This is a genomic window from Ornithinimicrobium ciconiae (assembly GCF_007197575.1).
Taxonomy (GTDB): Bacteria; Actinomycetota; Actinomycetes; order Actinomycetales; family Dermatophilaceae; genus Ornithinicoccus; species Ornithinicoccus ciconiae.
Map to the genome: position 1 here is coordinate 1,185,164 of NZ_CP041616.1, position 14,328 is coordinate 1,199,491.

At 69.9% G+C, this 14,328-nt stretch carries 12 protein-coding genes; 5 read left to right on the forward strand and 7 right to left on the reverse strand.

Features of this window, described 5'->3' with window-relative positions; genetic code table 11:
- Positions 1-6 precede the first annotated feature (6 nt).
- On the reverse strand, positions 7-1,233 hold the full coding sequence (gene cobT / locus FNH13_RS05485) for a nicotinate-nucleotide--dimethylbenzimidazole phosphoribosyltransferase (protein ID WP_228266598.1): 1,227 nt from the start codon (positions 1,231-1,233) through the stop codon (positions 7-9).
- Here cobT and FNH13_RS05490 point away from each other — a divergent pair.
- Positions 1,211-2,164, forward strand: a complete 954-nt coding sequence (locus FNH13_RS05490; protein WP_143782546.1) for a helix-turn-helix transcriptional regulator — start codon at positions 1,211-1,213, stop codon at positions 2,162-2,164. The genes cobT and FNH13_RS05490 overlap by 23 nt on opposite strands.
- Positions 2,165-2,916: 752 nt before the next feature.
- Positions 2,917-3,810: a universal stress protein gene (locus FNH13_RS05500; RefSeq protein ID WP_143782547.1), complete on the forward strand. Its 894-nt coding sequence runs from the start codon at positions 2,917-2,919 to the stop codon at positions 3,808-3,810.
- A gap of 21 nt (positions 3,811-3,831) precedes the next feature.
- Here FNH13_RS05500 and FNH13_RS05505 read toward each other — a convergent pair whose 3' ends face one another.
- From FNH13_RS05505 to FNH13_RS05530, 6 genes are all read right to left on the reverse strand, one after another.
- Positions 3,832-4,563: a type 1 glutamine amidotransferase gene (locus FNH13_RS05505; RefSeq protein ID WP_143782548.1), complete on the reverse strand. Its 732-nt coding sequence runs from the start codon at positions 4,561-4,563 to the stop codon at positions 3,832-3,834.
- Between the two features lie 77 nt (positions 4,564-4,640).
- Positions 4,641-5,858, reverse strand: coding sequence for an ABC transporter ATP-binding protein (locus tag FNH13_RS05510; protein WP_143782549.1), 1,218 nt, complete (start codon positions 5,856-5,858; stop codon positions 4,641-4,643).
- Positions 5,858-6,907, reverse strand: coding sequence for an ABC transporter ATP-binding protein (locus FNH13_RS05515; RefSeq protein ID WP_407669950.1), 1,050 nt, complete (start codon positions 6,905-6,907; stop codon positions 5,858-5,860). The genes FNH13_RS05510 and FNH13_RS05515 overlap by 1 nt, the downstream gene beginning before the upstream one ends.
- A gap of 5 nt (positions 6,908-6,912) precedes the next feature.
- A complete protein-coding gene (locus FNH13_RS05520) occupies positions 6,913-7,821 on the reverse strand; it encodes an ABC transporter permease (RefSeq protein WP_267873013.1) in 909 nt (302 codons plus the stop codon).
- A gap of 109 nt (positions 7,822-7,930) precedes the next feature.
- Positions 7,931-8,941 carry an ABC transporter permease gene (locus FNH13_RS05525; protein ID WP_143782551.1) on the reverse strand — a complete coding sequence of 337 codons (1,011 nt, stop codon included), beginning with the start codon at positions 8,939-8,941 and terminating at the stop codon, positions 7,931-7,933.
- 115 nt (positions 8,942-9,056) lie between these two features.
- Positions 9,057-10,781: an ABC transporter substrate-binding protein gene (locus tag FNH13_RS05530; protein WP_143782552.1), complete on the reverse strand. Its 1,725-nt coding sequence runs from the start codon at positions 10,779-10,781 to the stop codon at positions 9,057-9,059.
- A 144-nt stretch (positions 10,782-10,925) separates the two neighbouring features.
- Here FNH13_RS05530 and FNH13_RS05535 point away from each other — a divergent pair, with 144 nt between their 5' ends.
- The 3 genes from FNH13_RS05535 (at position 10,926) to FNH13_RS05545 (ending at position 14,297) form a co-directional block, all read left to right on the forward strand.
- Positions 10,926-11,342, forward strand: coding sequence for a (deoxy)nucleoside triphosphate pyrophosphohydrolase (locus FNH13_RS05535; protein ID WP_143782553.1), 417 nt, complete (start codon positions 10,926-10,928; stop codon positions 11,340-11,342).
- A gap of 83 nt (positions 11,343-11,425) precedes the next feature.
- Positions 11,426-13,333: a translational GTPase TypA gene (gene typA / locus FNH13_RS05540; protein ID WP_143782554.1), complete on the forward strand. Its 1,908-nt coding sequence runs from the start codon at positions 11,426-11,428 to the stop codon at positions 13,331-13,333.
- The gene (locus FNH13_RS05545; RefSeq protein ID WP_228266600.1) at positions 13,326-14,297 is read left to right on the forward strand and encodes a PIG-L family deacetylase; all 972 of its coding nucleotides are present in this window, start codon (positions 13,326-13,328) and stop codon (positions 14,295-14,297) included. Before typA ends, FNH13_RS05545 begins: the two co-directional genes overlap by 8 nt.
- Positions 14,298-14,328: the final 31 nt, after the last annotated feature.

Below are 14,328 nucleotides of genomic sequence, written 5' to 3' on the forward strand. Positions count from 1 at the left end.
GCCTGCTCACCCGAGGTCCTCGAGCAGAGCCACGTCGCGCAGCAGCGCCACCGCGCTGTGCAGCAGCGGAACGGCGGCAACCGCCCCAGATCCCTCACCCAGGCGCATCCCCAGGTCCAGCAGGGGCGACAGGCCGAGCGACTGCAGGGCCAGGGACTGCCCCGGCTCCGGCGAGCGGTGCCCGGCCGCGAACCAGGCGGCGGCCCCGGGGGCGATCCGGTCGGCGAGCAGGCCGCACGCGACGCCGATGAGTCCGTCCAGCAGGGCCGGGACGCCAGCCCGCGCGGCCGTCACCAGGAAGGCGGTCGTCGCGACGAGGTCGGCGCTGCCCAGGACCCTCAGCGCCTCGGCCGGGTCATCGGTGCGGTCCCCGAGGCGGGCCAGAGCCTGGTCCACGATGGCGGCCTTGTGAGTCAGGGCCGCGTCGTCGACGCCGGTCCCGCGACCGGCGACCGCGCTGCCCGGCAGCGCCAGCGCGGCGGCCACCAGCGCGGCGGTCGGGGTGGTGTTGCCGATGCCCATGTCCCCGCTGATCACCAGGTCGGCGCCCTGCCCGAGCTCCTCCCGGGCGACGGTCTCGCCGGCCACCCAGGCGTCGGCATACTGCTGCTGGGTGAGGGCATCTGCCAGGTGGATCGGCTCGCTGCCCCGGCGCACCTTGTGCGCCTGCAGATCAGCGCGGACCCCAGCCTCGAGATCGGCGAAGTCGTCGGTGCAGCCGAGGTCGAGCACGCGCACGTGCACGTCGTGGGTGCGGGCCAGCGCACTGACCCCGGCGCGGCCGGCAAGGAAGGTGCGCACCATCGCGCCGGTGATCTCCGGTGGAAAGGCCGAGACCCCGTGCTGGGCCACGCCGTGATCGCCGGCAAAGATCACCAGGCGCACGTTGGTCAGCGGGATCGGTGGCACCTGGCCCTGGGTGGAACTGAGCCAGACCGCGATGTCGCCGAGCCGTCCCAGGGCCCCCGGAGGGGTGGCGAGTGCCGCGAGCCGGAGCTGCGACTGCTCACGGGCTGCGGCGGAGGGGGCGGGGACGGTCGCGGTGCTGATGGCGTGCTCCTCGAGGGCGGCTGGGTGGGCGCCGCTCAGCGTAGGCGCCCCAGGTGGAGTGGGCGCCGACCGGGTCGTCCTGACCGATCCGAGGCGTCCGACCCGGCGCGCGACGGCCGTAGGATCGACCCGGACGATCCGCTGCAGGGAGGCAGAAGCGATGACATCCGAGGTCAGCCCCACCGCCCGTGCCCTGCTGGCCCTCGAGCTGATCCAGAGCAGGCCGGGCATCACCGCAGACCAGCTCGCCGACCGCCTCGGGGTGAGCTCGCGGGCCGCCCGGCGGTATGTCGCGATCCTGCGTGAGGCGGGCGTCCCGATCGTCTCCGCCAGTGGCCCGACTGGCGGCTACAGCCCGGGTCGTGGCCTGCGTCTCCCGGCCGTGCTCTTCAGTGAGAGTGAGGCGCTCGCGCTGGTGATGGCGGTCCTGGACGGTCATCACGCCGCTGACGATCCGGGCGACCCGGTCGGCGCGGCGCTCGGCAAGATCCTGCGGGCCATGCCCGAACGCATTGCAGCACAGGCGGAGTCGGTGCGTCGGACCGCTGCGGCGGCCCCCGACCGCGGCGCGGCGCGTCCCGACCCACAGACCACCGCCACCCTGGTGCGCGCCTGCGCCGAGCGCCGTGTGGTGGACCTGGACTATCGCTCGGAGTCCGGCAACGCGTGGACCTGCGCCGTGGAGCCCTGGGCGGTGGTGGTGCGTTATGGCCGGTGGTATCTGCTGTGCCACAACCTCGAGCGGGATGCGGTGCGGACCTATCGGGTGGATCGGGTGCAGTCGTCCACCGTGCGGGCCGACACCTTCGAACCGCCGGCGGACCTGGACCCCGTCGAGGCGCTGGAGCGCCACCTCGGCGCCGGGTGGGAGTACCCCACCGAGGTCCTCATCGACGGCTCCCTGGCACAGTGCGAACGCGTCCTCGGCCGGGCCCTGGGCGCGCTCAGCGTGGTCGACGCCCAGACCACCCGCCTCAGTGGCAGCACCAGCAACCCGCTGTCGTATGCCGAGCGCCTGGCCTGCCTGCCCGTCCCGTTCCGCGTCGTCTCGGGCCCGGAGCTGACGGCCGCGGTGCGCGAACTGGGCCAGCGCCTGCTCGCAGCAACGTCGTAGGGGGGCACCGTTAGGTCGTAGGGGGGCACCGTTAGGTGTAGGGGGGGGGCACCGTTATGGGGTTGCCCGCAGCCAGGACGCGGGAGAGGCTGCGGGCCTGGCGTCTTTCATCTCGCACACGACGATCGACTGCCGGGACGCCTATGCCCTCTCGCTCTGGTGGTAGGCCGTGCTCGGCTATGTCAAGGATGCTGGCGACCCCGACGAGCGACGGTCCACCGCACGTGGGTGACAGTCCGTCACGTGGAGCGTGTGACCACGTGCGAGCCTGCTCCGTCGCCATGCCCCACTGGCCATCACCGCTGACTTAGAGCCGGATATGTCTCTTCGAGCTGGTTATAACCGGCTGGAAGAGACATAACCGGCTGCAAGACGTGGCGGGCGCGGCGTGGCGGTCGGTCACGGAGCGCGTTGAGGATTGGGTGGGGGTTGGAGGGTTTGAGACGTCGGAGGAGGCTCATGCAGTACGCGCCGGGCACCGGGCGGGTGACGCTGACGGATCCCGAGGGCAACCTCTTCTGTGTGTTGAAGTCGCAGGCTGATTCTGTGTGCCCCCAGGTGCGGGCAGTGGAACGGATCGATGAGGATCGATACTCAAATCCTGGTGGACGCCGTGGAGGCTGGCCCAGATGGTCAGGGCGGCGGTGACTGCCCCGTCGGTCCAGAGTGACGCATCAGGAGCCTGCGGTGCCGCCGGTGTGTCGGTGCGACATACTGGACCTACCTGATCAGGCACAACGGGAGGTGGCGTGATGGCCAAGGGACACGTTGTCGTAGGTGTGGACGCGCCGGAGACGAGCGGCGACGCCGTGCGCTGGGCCGCCCGGACCGCGGAGCTGCACGGGGTGCCGCTGACGATGGTGCACGCGGTGGAGGAGGTCGCGGGGCTGCCCCGTGGAGTCGTGGCCGACGCGGACGAGGCGACTCGCACCGTGCTGCGGGACAACACGCAGTCGCACTCCATGCTCACGCAGGCCGCAGACGGGGTGCGGGAGGAGTTCCCCGAGCTCGAGGTCCACCCCGTCGAGGTCGTTGGAGACAACGTCAAGTCACTGCTGGCGCACCAGGAGGGGGCATTGCTCGTGGTGGGGACCGGGCACCGCAACACCCTCTCAGAGCTGATCCTGGGATCCACCTCCCTGGGGGTGGCCATGCACGCCACCAGCCCGGTGGCCGTCGTGCCACCAGACAGCGGCAACCGGGACTCCCACGGGGTGATCATGGTCGCCGTCGACGGCAGCGCGGACAGTGCCGTCGCCGCCCGCATCGCCTGCCAGGAGGCCCGTGCCAGGGGCGTCAAGGTCGTCGCAGTCAACACCTGGGGGCTGGAGGTCGTCGACGGTTTTGTGGTCACCGAGTCCGACCAGGAGCAGTTTGCCGCGATCCAGCAGCGTCAGGCTGACCTGGTCGACCGGGCGCTGGCCAGCGCCCGGCGGGACTACCCCGAGGTGGAGATCGAGGTGGAGATCGTCCACGACCGTGCTGTCCGGACGCTGATCGCCAGGTCGGAGGCCGCGGACCTGCTGGTGATGGGCAGCCGCGGGCTCGGGGGATTCTCCGGCAAGCTGCTCGGCTCGGTCAGCCAACGCATCCTGCGCACCGCGCAGTGCCCGGTCATCATCGTCAAGGCGCGCGCCTCCGACTGAGGGGTGGGGCCGCCCGCACGGTCAGGTCCGGGCAGCATCCTTGACGATGCGCGCCCAGCGTCGGGCCAGCGGCTCCCAAGCCCGACGCAGCGCGCCCGATCGCGCCTCGACCGCGTCGGCGGCGGCGAAGACGTCGATCCCGTCCTCGCGTGCCTCGTGCGCCGATGGCTTGTCTGTCGTCCAGCTCCGGAAGATGGCCGGTGAGGCCTCCGGGTGGAACTGCACTCCCCACGCGAGGGGACCGAACCGCGCCGCCTGGATGGTGCCGTCGGGTGAGCTGGCCAGCCGGGTCGCGCCCCGTGGGAGGTCGGTGACGACGTCGTTGTTCCACTGGATGCCGGGTTGTCCCGCCGGCAGTGCACCAAACAACGGGTCAGTGGCTGCCTCGGGGGTGGGGGAGTAGGGCGTCACTCCGGTGCCGTGGCCGTGCGGGTTGCGCTCCACGGTGCCCCCGAGGGCCACGGCCGCGAGCTGGTGGCCCAGGCAGATCCCGAGGAAGGGTGCACCCCCTGCCGCGGTCGTGGCAATCAGTGCGCGAGTTGGTGCCAGCCACCTGGTGGTGGCGTCGTCGTAGGCGCCCATGTCCCCGCCCAGCACCAATAACCCGGTGTGCTCGGTCAGGGCGGCCGGGATCGCCCGACCCTCGTGGGCCGCCAGGACGTCCAGCTCGAGACCGGCGGCGGTCAGCCAGTCCTCGAACCACCCCAGTGGGGCAAGGTCCTCGTGTTGCACCACGAGCACGCAGGGCTTCATTGCCGCAATCTAGCCCAGCACGTGTCCGAACGGCACATCCACGCCTTGGCGTAGATGTGCCGCGCCGTGCTGCTGGATCAGGCCATGTCGGCGGCGGTGGGCGGAGCGACATCGTCGGGCACGTTGGACTCCACCGCGGTGGTGTCGGTCAGCTCGACCGAGACCTCGTGCGGCTGCAGTTCACCGCTCGCGATCTGCTCGGCCCAGTGGCAGGCCACCCGGTGGCTCTGCGGGGCACCGTCGATCTGCACGACGCGCAGCTCGGGACGCTCGGTGTCGCACCGGGTCTCCTGCCGCCATGGGCAGCGGGTGTGGAAGCGGCATCCGGAGGGGGGATTGGCCGGACTGGGCAGGTCACCGGCCAGCAGGATCTGCTCCCGGGTGTCCTCCACCACGGGGTCCGGGACCGGGACGGCGGACATGAGGGCCCGGCTGTAGGGGTGCAGCGGCTGGGCGTAGAGGTCGTCGGCGTCCGCCTCCTCCACGAGCGCACCCAGATACATCACCCCGACCCGGTCGCTGATGTGCCGGACCACCGCCAGGTCGTGGGCGATGACCAGGTAGGTCAGGTTGAACTCCTCCTGGAGGTCCCCAAGAAGGTTGACGACCTGCGCCTGCACCGAGACGTCCAGGGCGCTGACCGGCTCGTCGGCGACGATCAGCTTCGGGTCGACCGACAGCGCCCGGGCGATCCCGACCCGCTGACGCTGGCCTCCGGAGAACTCGTGTGGGTACTTGTTGAGGGCTGCCCGGGGGAGGCCGACCGCCTGCAGCAGCTCGGCGAGCCGCTCGGTGGCCCCGCCGCCCTTGACCATGTTGTGGGCCCGCATGCCCTCCAGGAGAAGCTGCTCGACCGTCTGCCGCGGATCGAGGCTGCCCAGCGGGTCCTGGAAGACCATCTGCATGTGCTGCCGCTGCTTGCGCAGAGCCTCACCCTTGAGCGTAGCCAGGTCGACGCCGTCGAAGACGACCTCACCCTCGGTGAGCTCCTCCAGCTGGAGCAGCGCCCGCCCGAAGGTGGACTTGCCGCAGCCGGACTCGCCCACCAACCCGTAGGTCTCGCCACGACGGATCTGCAGGTCCATGCCGTCCACGGCGTAGACGTGGCCCACGGTCTTGTCGAAGATCACGCCGCGCTTGATCGGGAAGTGGACCTTGACGCCGCGGGCGTCCACCAGCACTTCACGGTTGCCGGTGCCGGTGCCGGTGGCGACGTGGCCGGTCTGCTCCTCCACCGCGTCCTCGACGGGGGACTCGACACGGTGTCCCGGCTGGTCGGGGGTGTTCTCACTCATCAGCTTGCCTCCGTCTCGACCGGTTCGGCGGTGCGCACCAGGACCGACCCGTCCGGCGGCAGCGGGTTGTGACACCGCAGCAACCGGTTGCCGCCGACCTCTGGGTCAGGCACCAGCTCTGGAGTCGTCGTGCGACAGGCCGCCACCTCGCTGGAACAGCGCGGGGCGAACGCACAGCCGCCCTCCCAGGGGATGTTGTCGGCGACCGACCCCGGCACCGGCGTCAGACGCCGTCCCCGTGGGTCGTCCAGCCGGGGGATCGAGGCGAGCAGCCCACCGGTGTAGGGGTGCCTCGGGGTCTCGAAGAGCGGGTGCCGGTCGGATCGCTCGACGATGCGACCGGCATACAGCACGTTGACCTCGTCGCAGAGGCCGGCGACCACTCCGAGGTCGTGGGTGATCATGATCAGCGCGGTGCCGGACTCCTCGACCAGCTCGCGCAGCAGCGCGAGGATCTGGGCCTGGATCGTGACGTCCAGCGCCGTGGTCGGCTCGTCGGCGATGAGCAGTCGTGGCTCGCAGGCGAGGGCCATCGCGATGAGCGCCCGCTGGCGCATGCCCCCGGACAACTGGTGCGGGTAGTCGGTGAGGCGCCGGGTGGGGTCGGGGATGCCGACCTTGTCGAGCAGCTCGGTGGCGCGGGCCTTGGCGGTCGCGCCCTTCATGCCCTTGTGGCGCTTGAGCACCTCGGTGACCTGCAGGCCCACGGGCACCACCGGGTTCAGCGAGCTCAGCGGGTCCTGGAAGATCATCGCCAGCTCGGCGCCGCGGTGGTCCCGCATGGCGGCGTCGGAGAGGGTGAGGAGGTCCTCACCGGCGAAGCGGACCGAGCCGGTCACCGTGTTGCCCCGGTGGGGGAGCAGCCGCATGATCGCCAGCGAGGTCACGGACTTGCCGCAGCCGGACTCGCCGACCAGGCCGACCGTCTGGCCCGGCGCGACGCCGAAGGACACACCGTCGACGGCGGTGAACTGTTTCTTGCCCTTGGCTCCGAAGGTGACCCGCAGGTCCTCCACCTCCAGGAGCGGAGCAGTGGTGGGTGTCGTCACTGTCATCACCTCCGTGACTTGGGGTCGAGGGCCTCGCGCAACGACTCACCCATGAGGGTGAAGCCGAGCGCGACCACGATGATGCACACGGCCGGGTAGACGGCGATGTGCGGGTAGGAGTTGAAGAACTCCTGGGCCTTGCCGAGCATCTGGCCCCACTCGGGCACGGCGTCGTTGGGGTTGCCCAGGCCGAGGAAGGACAGTGCCGCCGCGTCGATGATCGAGACCGCCAGGACCAGCGTGCCCTGCACGATGACCGGGCCGATGGAGTTGGGCAGCATGTGCCGGAAGACGATCGCCGGGTGGCGCACCCCGAGCGCTCGGGCGGCCAGCACGTGGTCGCTGTGCCGCTGGGCCATCATCGACCCCCGGAGGAGCCTGGCGAAGATGGGGATCTGGATGATCGCGATGGCCAAGATCACCGTCCACTGGCTCGGTCGGGCGAACAGCGCCGCGATCGAGAAGGCCATCAGCAGGCTGGGGATGGACAGCATCACGTCGACGACGCGCATCACCGCCGTGTCGGCCCAGCCGCCGAGCCCGCCGGCGATGGTGCCGAGGATCATGCCGCCGGCCAGACCGCCGAGGGTGGCCAGCACCCCGACGATCAGCGTCTGGCGGGAGCCCGCGATGAGCCGGGAGAGCAGGTCGCGGCCGGCGTCGTCACCCCCCAGCGGGAACCCCGGCTGCGGGTCGGGGATGGGGGTGGCCGGGGTGATCTGCGTGATCAGCAGCCGGGCCGTCGGGTCGTGGGGGGTGATCCAGGGCGCGATGATCGCGATGAGGACGAAGATGCCGGTGATCACCAGGCCCATCAGGAAGACCGGGTCGCGGCGCAGGCGCCGCCAGGCGCTGCGCCACAGGCTCACGCCCTCCTCGTCGGAGAGCGACCCGGCCTCAGCCAGGGCGTCGATGCGGGCCTTCTTGCGGCTCCCGAGGCCGTGCCGGGAGGACTCGCCTCCGCCGGCGGTGGTGGACAGGCTGCGGTCCGTCACAGGTAGGTCATCACTCACGAGTGGCTCCTCACTTGGTCCGGACGCGCGGATCGATCACCGCGTAGGCGATGTCCACCAGGAGGTTGACGAGGATATAGATCAGGGCGGCCATCAGGATCAGCACCTGGAGGACGGGGTAGTCGCGTAGCTCAAACCCGATCGCCAGGGCCTGACCGATGCCCTGGAAGGCAAAGACCTTCTCGGTCAGCACCGCACCGGCGAGCAGGGCACCGATCTGCAGTCCGACGATGGTCACGACCGGGATCAGGGCGTTGCGCATGATGTGTCGCCCACGGATGGTCTTGGCGTGCAGTCCCTTGGCGCGCGCGGTGCGCACATAGTCCTCGTCCATCACGTCGATCACCGCCGCCCGGGTGATGCGGAAGATGATGGCGAAGGGGATCGAGGCCAGCGCCAAGGTTGGCAGGATCAGATGCTTGAGGGCGTCCCAGGCGGCATCCCACTCACGGGTGATGATGCCGTCCAGGACATACATATTGGTGATGTGGGTGGCGTTGATGCCCACGGTCTGCCGCCCTGACGGGGGCAGCCAGCCCAGCTGCACGGCGAAGATGTACTTCAGGACGTAGGCCAGGAAGAAGACGGGGACGGCCACCCCGATCAGGGAGAAGATCACGCTGCCGGTGTCCAGCGGACCGCCGCGTCGCCGGGCGGCGATGTAGCCCAACGGGATGGCCAGAATCAGGGCCAGGGCGATGGCGAAGATGCTCAGCTCGAGCGTGGCGGGAAAGCGCTGGATGAAGACGTCCAGTGCCGGCTCCCCGCGGTAGACGCCGTTGGAGATGCCGAAGTCGCCCTGCGCCGCGCGGCTCAGGAACCGCCAGTACTGGACGAAGATGGGGTCATTGAGACCGAGCTGCTCCGTGAGCTGGGCGGCGGTCTCTGGCGTGCCGCGCTCGCCGAGCAGCGCGCTGACGACCCCGCCAGGCAGGGAACGCAACCACGCGAAGAGCAAGATGCTCAGCACGAAGAGCGCCAGCACGGCCTGCAGCAGCCGGCGGATGATGAACTTCAGCACTGGACCTCCAGGGGGCAGTCGGCTGTCTCGACATGATGACGGGCTGGGCCTGTGCAGCCCAGCCCGTCATCTGACCTGTCGCGTCAGGATAGACGCGTGATCGGGCGGTGTCGCCTCACTCGCTCATCGTGACTGTCGAGAAGTCCTCGGCCGTCAGCGGGCTCTGGACCAGGCCCTCGACGTTCGCACCCACGACGATGGCCGGCGGGCTGTGCGACAGCGGCAGGCCAGGCAGCCAGTCGCCGCTCATGACGTTGGCGTTGAGCTCCTCGTAGAGCGCGGTGCGCGCTGCCTCATCCGGCTCCGCGTCGGCCGCAGAGATCTGTGCCTGCAGGTCGTCGTGGAACGGATAGGCCGAGGTGCCGAACTGGTTGTCGTCACCACAGAAGAAGGCGCACAGGAAGTTGTCCGCCGAGTTCAGGTCACCGGTCCAGCCCAGGAAGAAGGCCGGGGCGCGGCTGGCCTGGGTGTCGTCGATGTAACCACCGGACCAGGGCTTGGTGACCGTCTCCACCGTGATGCCGGCCGCTTCCCAGTCCGCCTTGACCGCGTCATAGATGCGCTGGGGGTCCGGCATGTAGGGGCGGCTGACCTCGCTCGGGTACCACAGCTCGATGGTCAGGTCGGACTTGCCGGCCTGCTCGAGCAGGTCCTTGGCCTTCTCCACGTCGTACTCGTAGGCGGGGATGTCGGCATTCCAGCCGCTGACCGTGTCCGGCATGAACTGGGTGGCCACCGTGGCACCCTCCGGCAACTGCGAGGTGACGAGCTGCTCGCGGTTGAGTGCGTGGTAGAGCGCCTGACGGACCAGCGGGTCCTCCAGCTGCGGGTCGGCGACCGGGTTCAGCGCCAGGTAGAGGACGTTGAACGGGTCACGGATGAGGACCTGGTTGCCCGCGTCCTCGAGTGCCTGCCAGTCGATCGGGTTCGGCAGGTCGTAGCCGTGGATGGTGCCGGCCTCGAGCTCCTGACGACGGGCGTTCTCGTCGGCGATGATCTTGAAGACGATGGTGCCGACGCCGGCCTGCTCGCCCCAGAAGTCATCGTTGCGGGTGATGGTCACCGTGCCCGCGGAGTTGTCGTACTCCTCGAACTTGAACGGACCGGTGCCGGTCGGGTGCTCCTGGGCGTACTCCGGGAAGGTGAACGCCTCGCCCTCGAGGGCGATGCCGTTGGCGTCGTACTCCTCCATCGCGGTCGGGGACTGGATGGCGTAGGAGGACTGCGACAGGACCATCGGGAACTTGCCGGTCACGCGAGTGACGGTGACCTGTGCGGTGTAGTCCTCGGTGGCCTCGCAGCCGCCGTAGAGCGAGTCGTCGCCGAAGCCGAAGTCGTTGCCGTAGTAGTAGGCACCCGACGGGCTCATGCCCGCCTCGTTCTGGTCGGCCCAGCGCTCGAAGTTGTCGCAGACCGCCTGGGCGTTCAGGTCGGTGCCGTCGTGGAACTTCACACCCTCCTGGATGGTGAAGTCCCAGACCAGGCCGTCGTCGCTGCTGGTCCACTCGGTGGCCAGCTCCGGCACGGCCTCGGTGCCGCCGGGCTGGATGCCGATGAGGTTCTGGAAGATCTGGCGGGTGACGCGGAAGGTCTCGCCGTCGCTGGCATAGAACGGGTCGAACGTCGTCGGGGCGCCCGCGGCTCCGAAGATGAACGTGGCGTCGGACGCGCCGGCGTCACCGCCAGCTGTTGAGTCGGTGCCATCGGCGTTGTCCTCGGCGGCGTTGTCGCCGCCATTGGCACCGTCGTTGCCGTCGTCTCGATCGGACTCGGCGCACGACGTCAGGACGAGCGCCAGTGCGGCCGTCCCGGCGATGGCCGCCATCTTGCGGATAGTCATTCTGCCTCCTTGTGGGGCGCCCGGAGGGGACCGGGGCCAGACTGCAATGAGGCTCAAGGTAAGCCCGTCCCCCCGTGCGCGGTAGGTGTTCACGCCGATCGATGCTGAACCTTGACCAAATCGATGCCGAGCTAGCGTGACGGGGTGACTGCTCAACTCGTGGTGGCCGCGGCGCTGGTCGATGACCTGACCCGCCCGACCCGGCTGCTGGCCGCTCGACGCTCGGCCCCTCCTGCCCTGGCGGGTCAGTGGGAGTTCCCCGGCGGCAAGGTCGAGCCGGAGGAGGATCCGGTGACCGCCCTGCGACGTGAGCTGCGTGAGGAGCTGGGGGTCGGCATACAGCTCGGGCAGCAGATCGCCGGGCCCCGGGAGGGTCGCTGGCCGTTGTCGGTCCCCGGCCTCACGTTGGTGCTGTGGTGGGCCGTGCCGCTGGGTGAGCCCCGGCCCCTCGAGGATCACGACGCGCTGCGCTGGCTCGCCAGGGGCCAGCTCTCGGCGGTGCCGTGGCTGGCCAGCAACGCCCCCATGGTCGAGGCCGTTCGTGCCTCGCTCGAGCCCTGAGGCAAGCGCCCCGGGCCCTGCTGGGAGGTGGTTCAGCATGCGGGTGTCCCGACCATGCCTCCCGGGATGAGAAAATTGTCCACATGCCCTTGAAGAATCGCGACGACATCCGGAATGTCGCCATCGTTGCCCACGTCGACCACGGAAAGACCACGCTGGTCGACGCCATGCTGTGGCAGGCCGGCGCGTTCACCGGACACGACGCCGAGTCCCACACCGTCGAGCGGGTCATGGACAGCGGTGACCTGGAGCGTGAAAAGGGCATCACGATCCTGGCCAAGAACACGGCCGTGCACTACAACGGCCCGGCGGCACAGGAGCTCGGCATCGACGGGGGCGTCACGATCAACATCATCGACACCCCCGGCCACGCCGACTTCGGTGGCGAGGTCGAGCGCGGCCTGTCCATGGTCGACGGGGTCGTCCTGCTGGTCGACGCCTCCGAGGGCCCGTTGCCGCAGACCCGCTTCGTCCTCCGCAAGGCGCTCGCTGCCCGGATGCCCGTCATCCTGTGCATCAACAAGGTGGACCGGCCCGACTCGCGCATCGAGGCGGTGACCGAGGAGGTCTACGAGCTGTTCATGGACCTGCTGGACGACGCCGACCAGAACTCCGCCGCCCTGGAGTTCCCGATCGTCTATGCCTCGGCCAAGTCCGGGCGGGCCAGCCTCACCCGGCCGTCCGACGGCGAGCAGCCGGACAGCCGCGACCTGGAACCGCTGTTCCGCACCATCCTGGACACCATCCCGGCACCGACCTATGACCCCGAGGTGCCCCTGCAGGCGCACGTCACCAACCTGGACTCCTCCCTGTTCCTGGGCCGCCTGGCGCTGTGCCGGATCCGCTCCGGCACGATCAACAAGGGTCAGCAGGTGGCCTGGTGTCGCAGCGACGGCAGCATGCAGAAGGTCAAGATCACCGAGCTGCTGCTCACCGAGGCTCTCGAGCGCGTCCCGGCCACCAGCGCTGGCCCCGGCGACATCATCGCGATCGCGGGCATCCCCGAGATCACCATCGGTGAGACCCTCGCCGACGTCGACGACCCCCGTCCACTCCCGCTGATCACCGTGGATGAGCCAGCCATCAGCATGACGATCGGCACCAACACCTCCCCGCTCGCCGGTCGGGTCAAGGGATCGAAGGTCACCGCCCGCCTGGTGAAGGACCGGCTCGACAAGGAACTCATCGGCAACGTGTCCCTGCGGGTCCTGCCGACCGAGCGCCCCGACGCCTGGGAGGTGCAGGGCCGTGGCGAGCTGGCACTGGCGATCCTCGTGGAGCAGATGCGCCGCGAGGGTTTCGAGCTGACCGTCGGCAAGCCGCAGGTGGTCACCAAGGAGATCGACGGCAAGATCCACGAGCCGGTCGAGCGCCTCACCATCGACGCCCCCGAGGAGCACCTCGGCGCGATCACCCAGGTGCTGGCTGCGCGCAAGGGCCGCATGGAGCAGATGTCCAACCACGGCACCGGCTGGATCCGGATGGACTTCATCGTGCCGGCACGCGGCCTCATCGGCTTCCGCACCGAGTTCATGACCGAGACCCGCGGCACCGGCATCGCCAACCACGTCTTCGAGGGTTATTCGCCGTGGTTCGGAGAGATCCGCACCCGGCAGACCGGCTCGCTGGTCTCTGACCGGACCGGTGTCGCCACCACCTACGCGATGTTCAACCTGCAGGAGCGCGGCTCGATGTTCCTCGAGCCCACCACCGAGGTCTACGAGGGCATGATCGTCGGGGAGAACTCCCGCGCCGATGACATGGACGTCAACATCACCAAGGAGCGCAAGCTCACCAACGTGCGCTCGGCGGGTGCTGATGTTCTGGAGCGGCTCATCCCGGCGCGCAACCTGTCCCTGGAGCAGTCCCTGGAGTTCTGCCGCGAGGACGAGTGCGTGGAGGTCACGCCCGAAGCCGTGCGGATCCGCAAGGTCGTCCTGGACCACAACCTGCGGGCCCGGTCCGCCGCCCGCGCCAAGAATCGTGACTGAGCACAACATCCCGGTCGGGCACGACATCCCGGTCGGGCACGACATCCCGGTCGGGCACGACACCACCACGGCGCCCACCGCCCGCCCCTCGCTGGCGGAGGCCCTGGGTGAGGTGCCCGACCGGCCGCTGCGGGTGGTCGCCGTCCACGCCCACCCCGACGACGAGACGCTGGCCACCGGTCTCGCGCTGGCCCACCACGTCGCCCGGGGGGACCGGGTGCACGTGATCACCTGCACCCTGGGTGAGGAGGGAGAGGTCATCCCGATCGAGCTGGCGCACCTTGAGGGGGACCCCGCCCTCGGTCCGCACCGGGCCCGCGAGCTGGATGCCGCGATGGCCCGGCTTGGGGCCGAGCACGACTATCTCGCGACCGGCTCCAGCCGGCTGACCAAGCCTCGCTGGCGGGACAGCGGCATGGCTGGGTCCGACGCCGCGGCGCACCCGCTCGCCTTCGCCGGCGCGCCGGTGGACCAGGGCGCCGAACTGCTGGCGGAACGACTCGGCATACTCCTGCCTGACCTGGTGCTGACCTATGACCAGGAGGGTGGTTATGGCCACCCCGACCACATCCAGACCCACCGGGTGACGGTGGCCGCAGTCGCCGCGCTGCCCGAGCGGCTGCGACCGAGGCTGTTTGCGGTGCTGACGCCGCGATCCTGGGCACTGGAGGACCGCGCGTGGCTGGCCGAGCACGTGCCGGCCGGCAACGGACTGACCGTGCCTGGCGGTGAGGACCCCTTCCCGCCCTCGGTCGTGGACGACACGCTGGTCACCCATGCCGTCGAGGACCCGGCCGCGGTGAGCGCGCAGGTGGCGGCGCTGCGCGAGCACCCCACCCAGGTGACGATCCTGGAGGACGCCCCGGCGCCTTACTACGCCCTGTCCAACGACATCGCCGCCCGGCTGCCCGGCCGGGAGGGTTATGCCGAGCTTGACCCGGAGACCGGTGCCCTGCTGCGGTGAGGCAGGATGGCTGAGCCAGGGGAGCTGACGG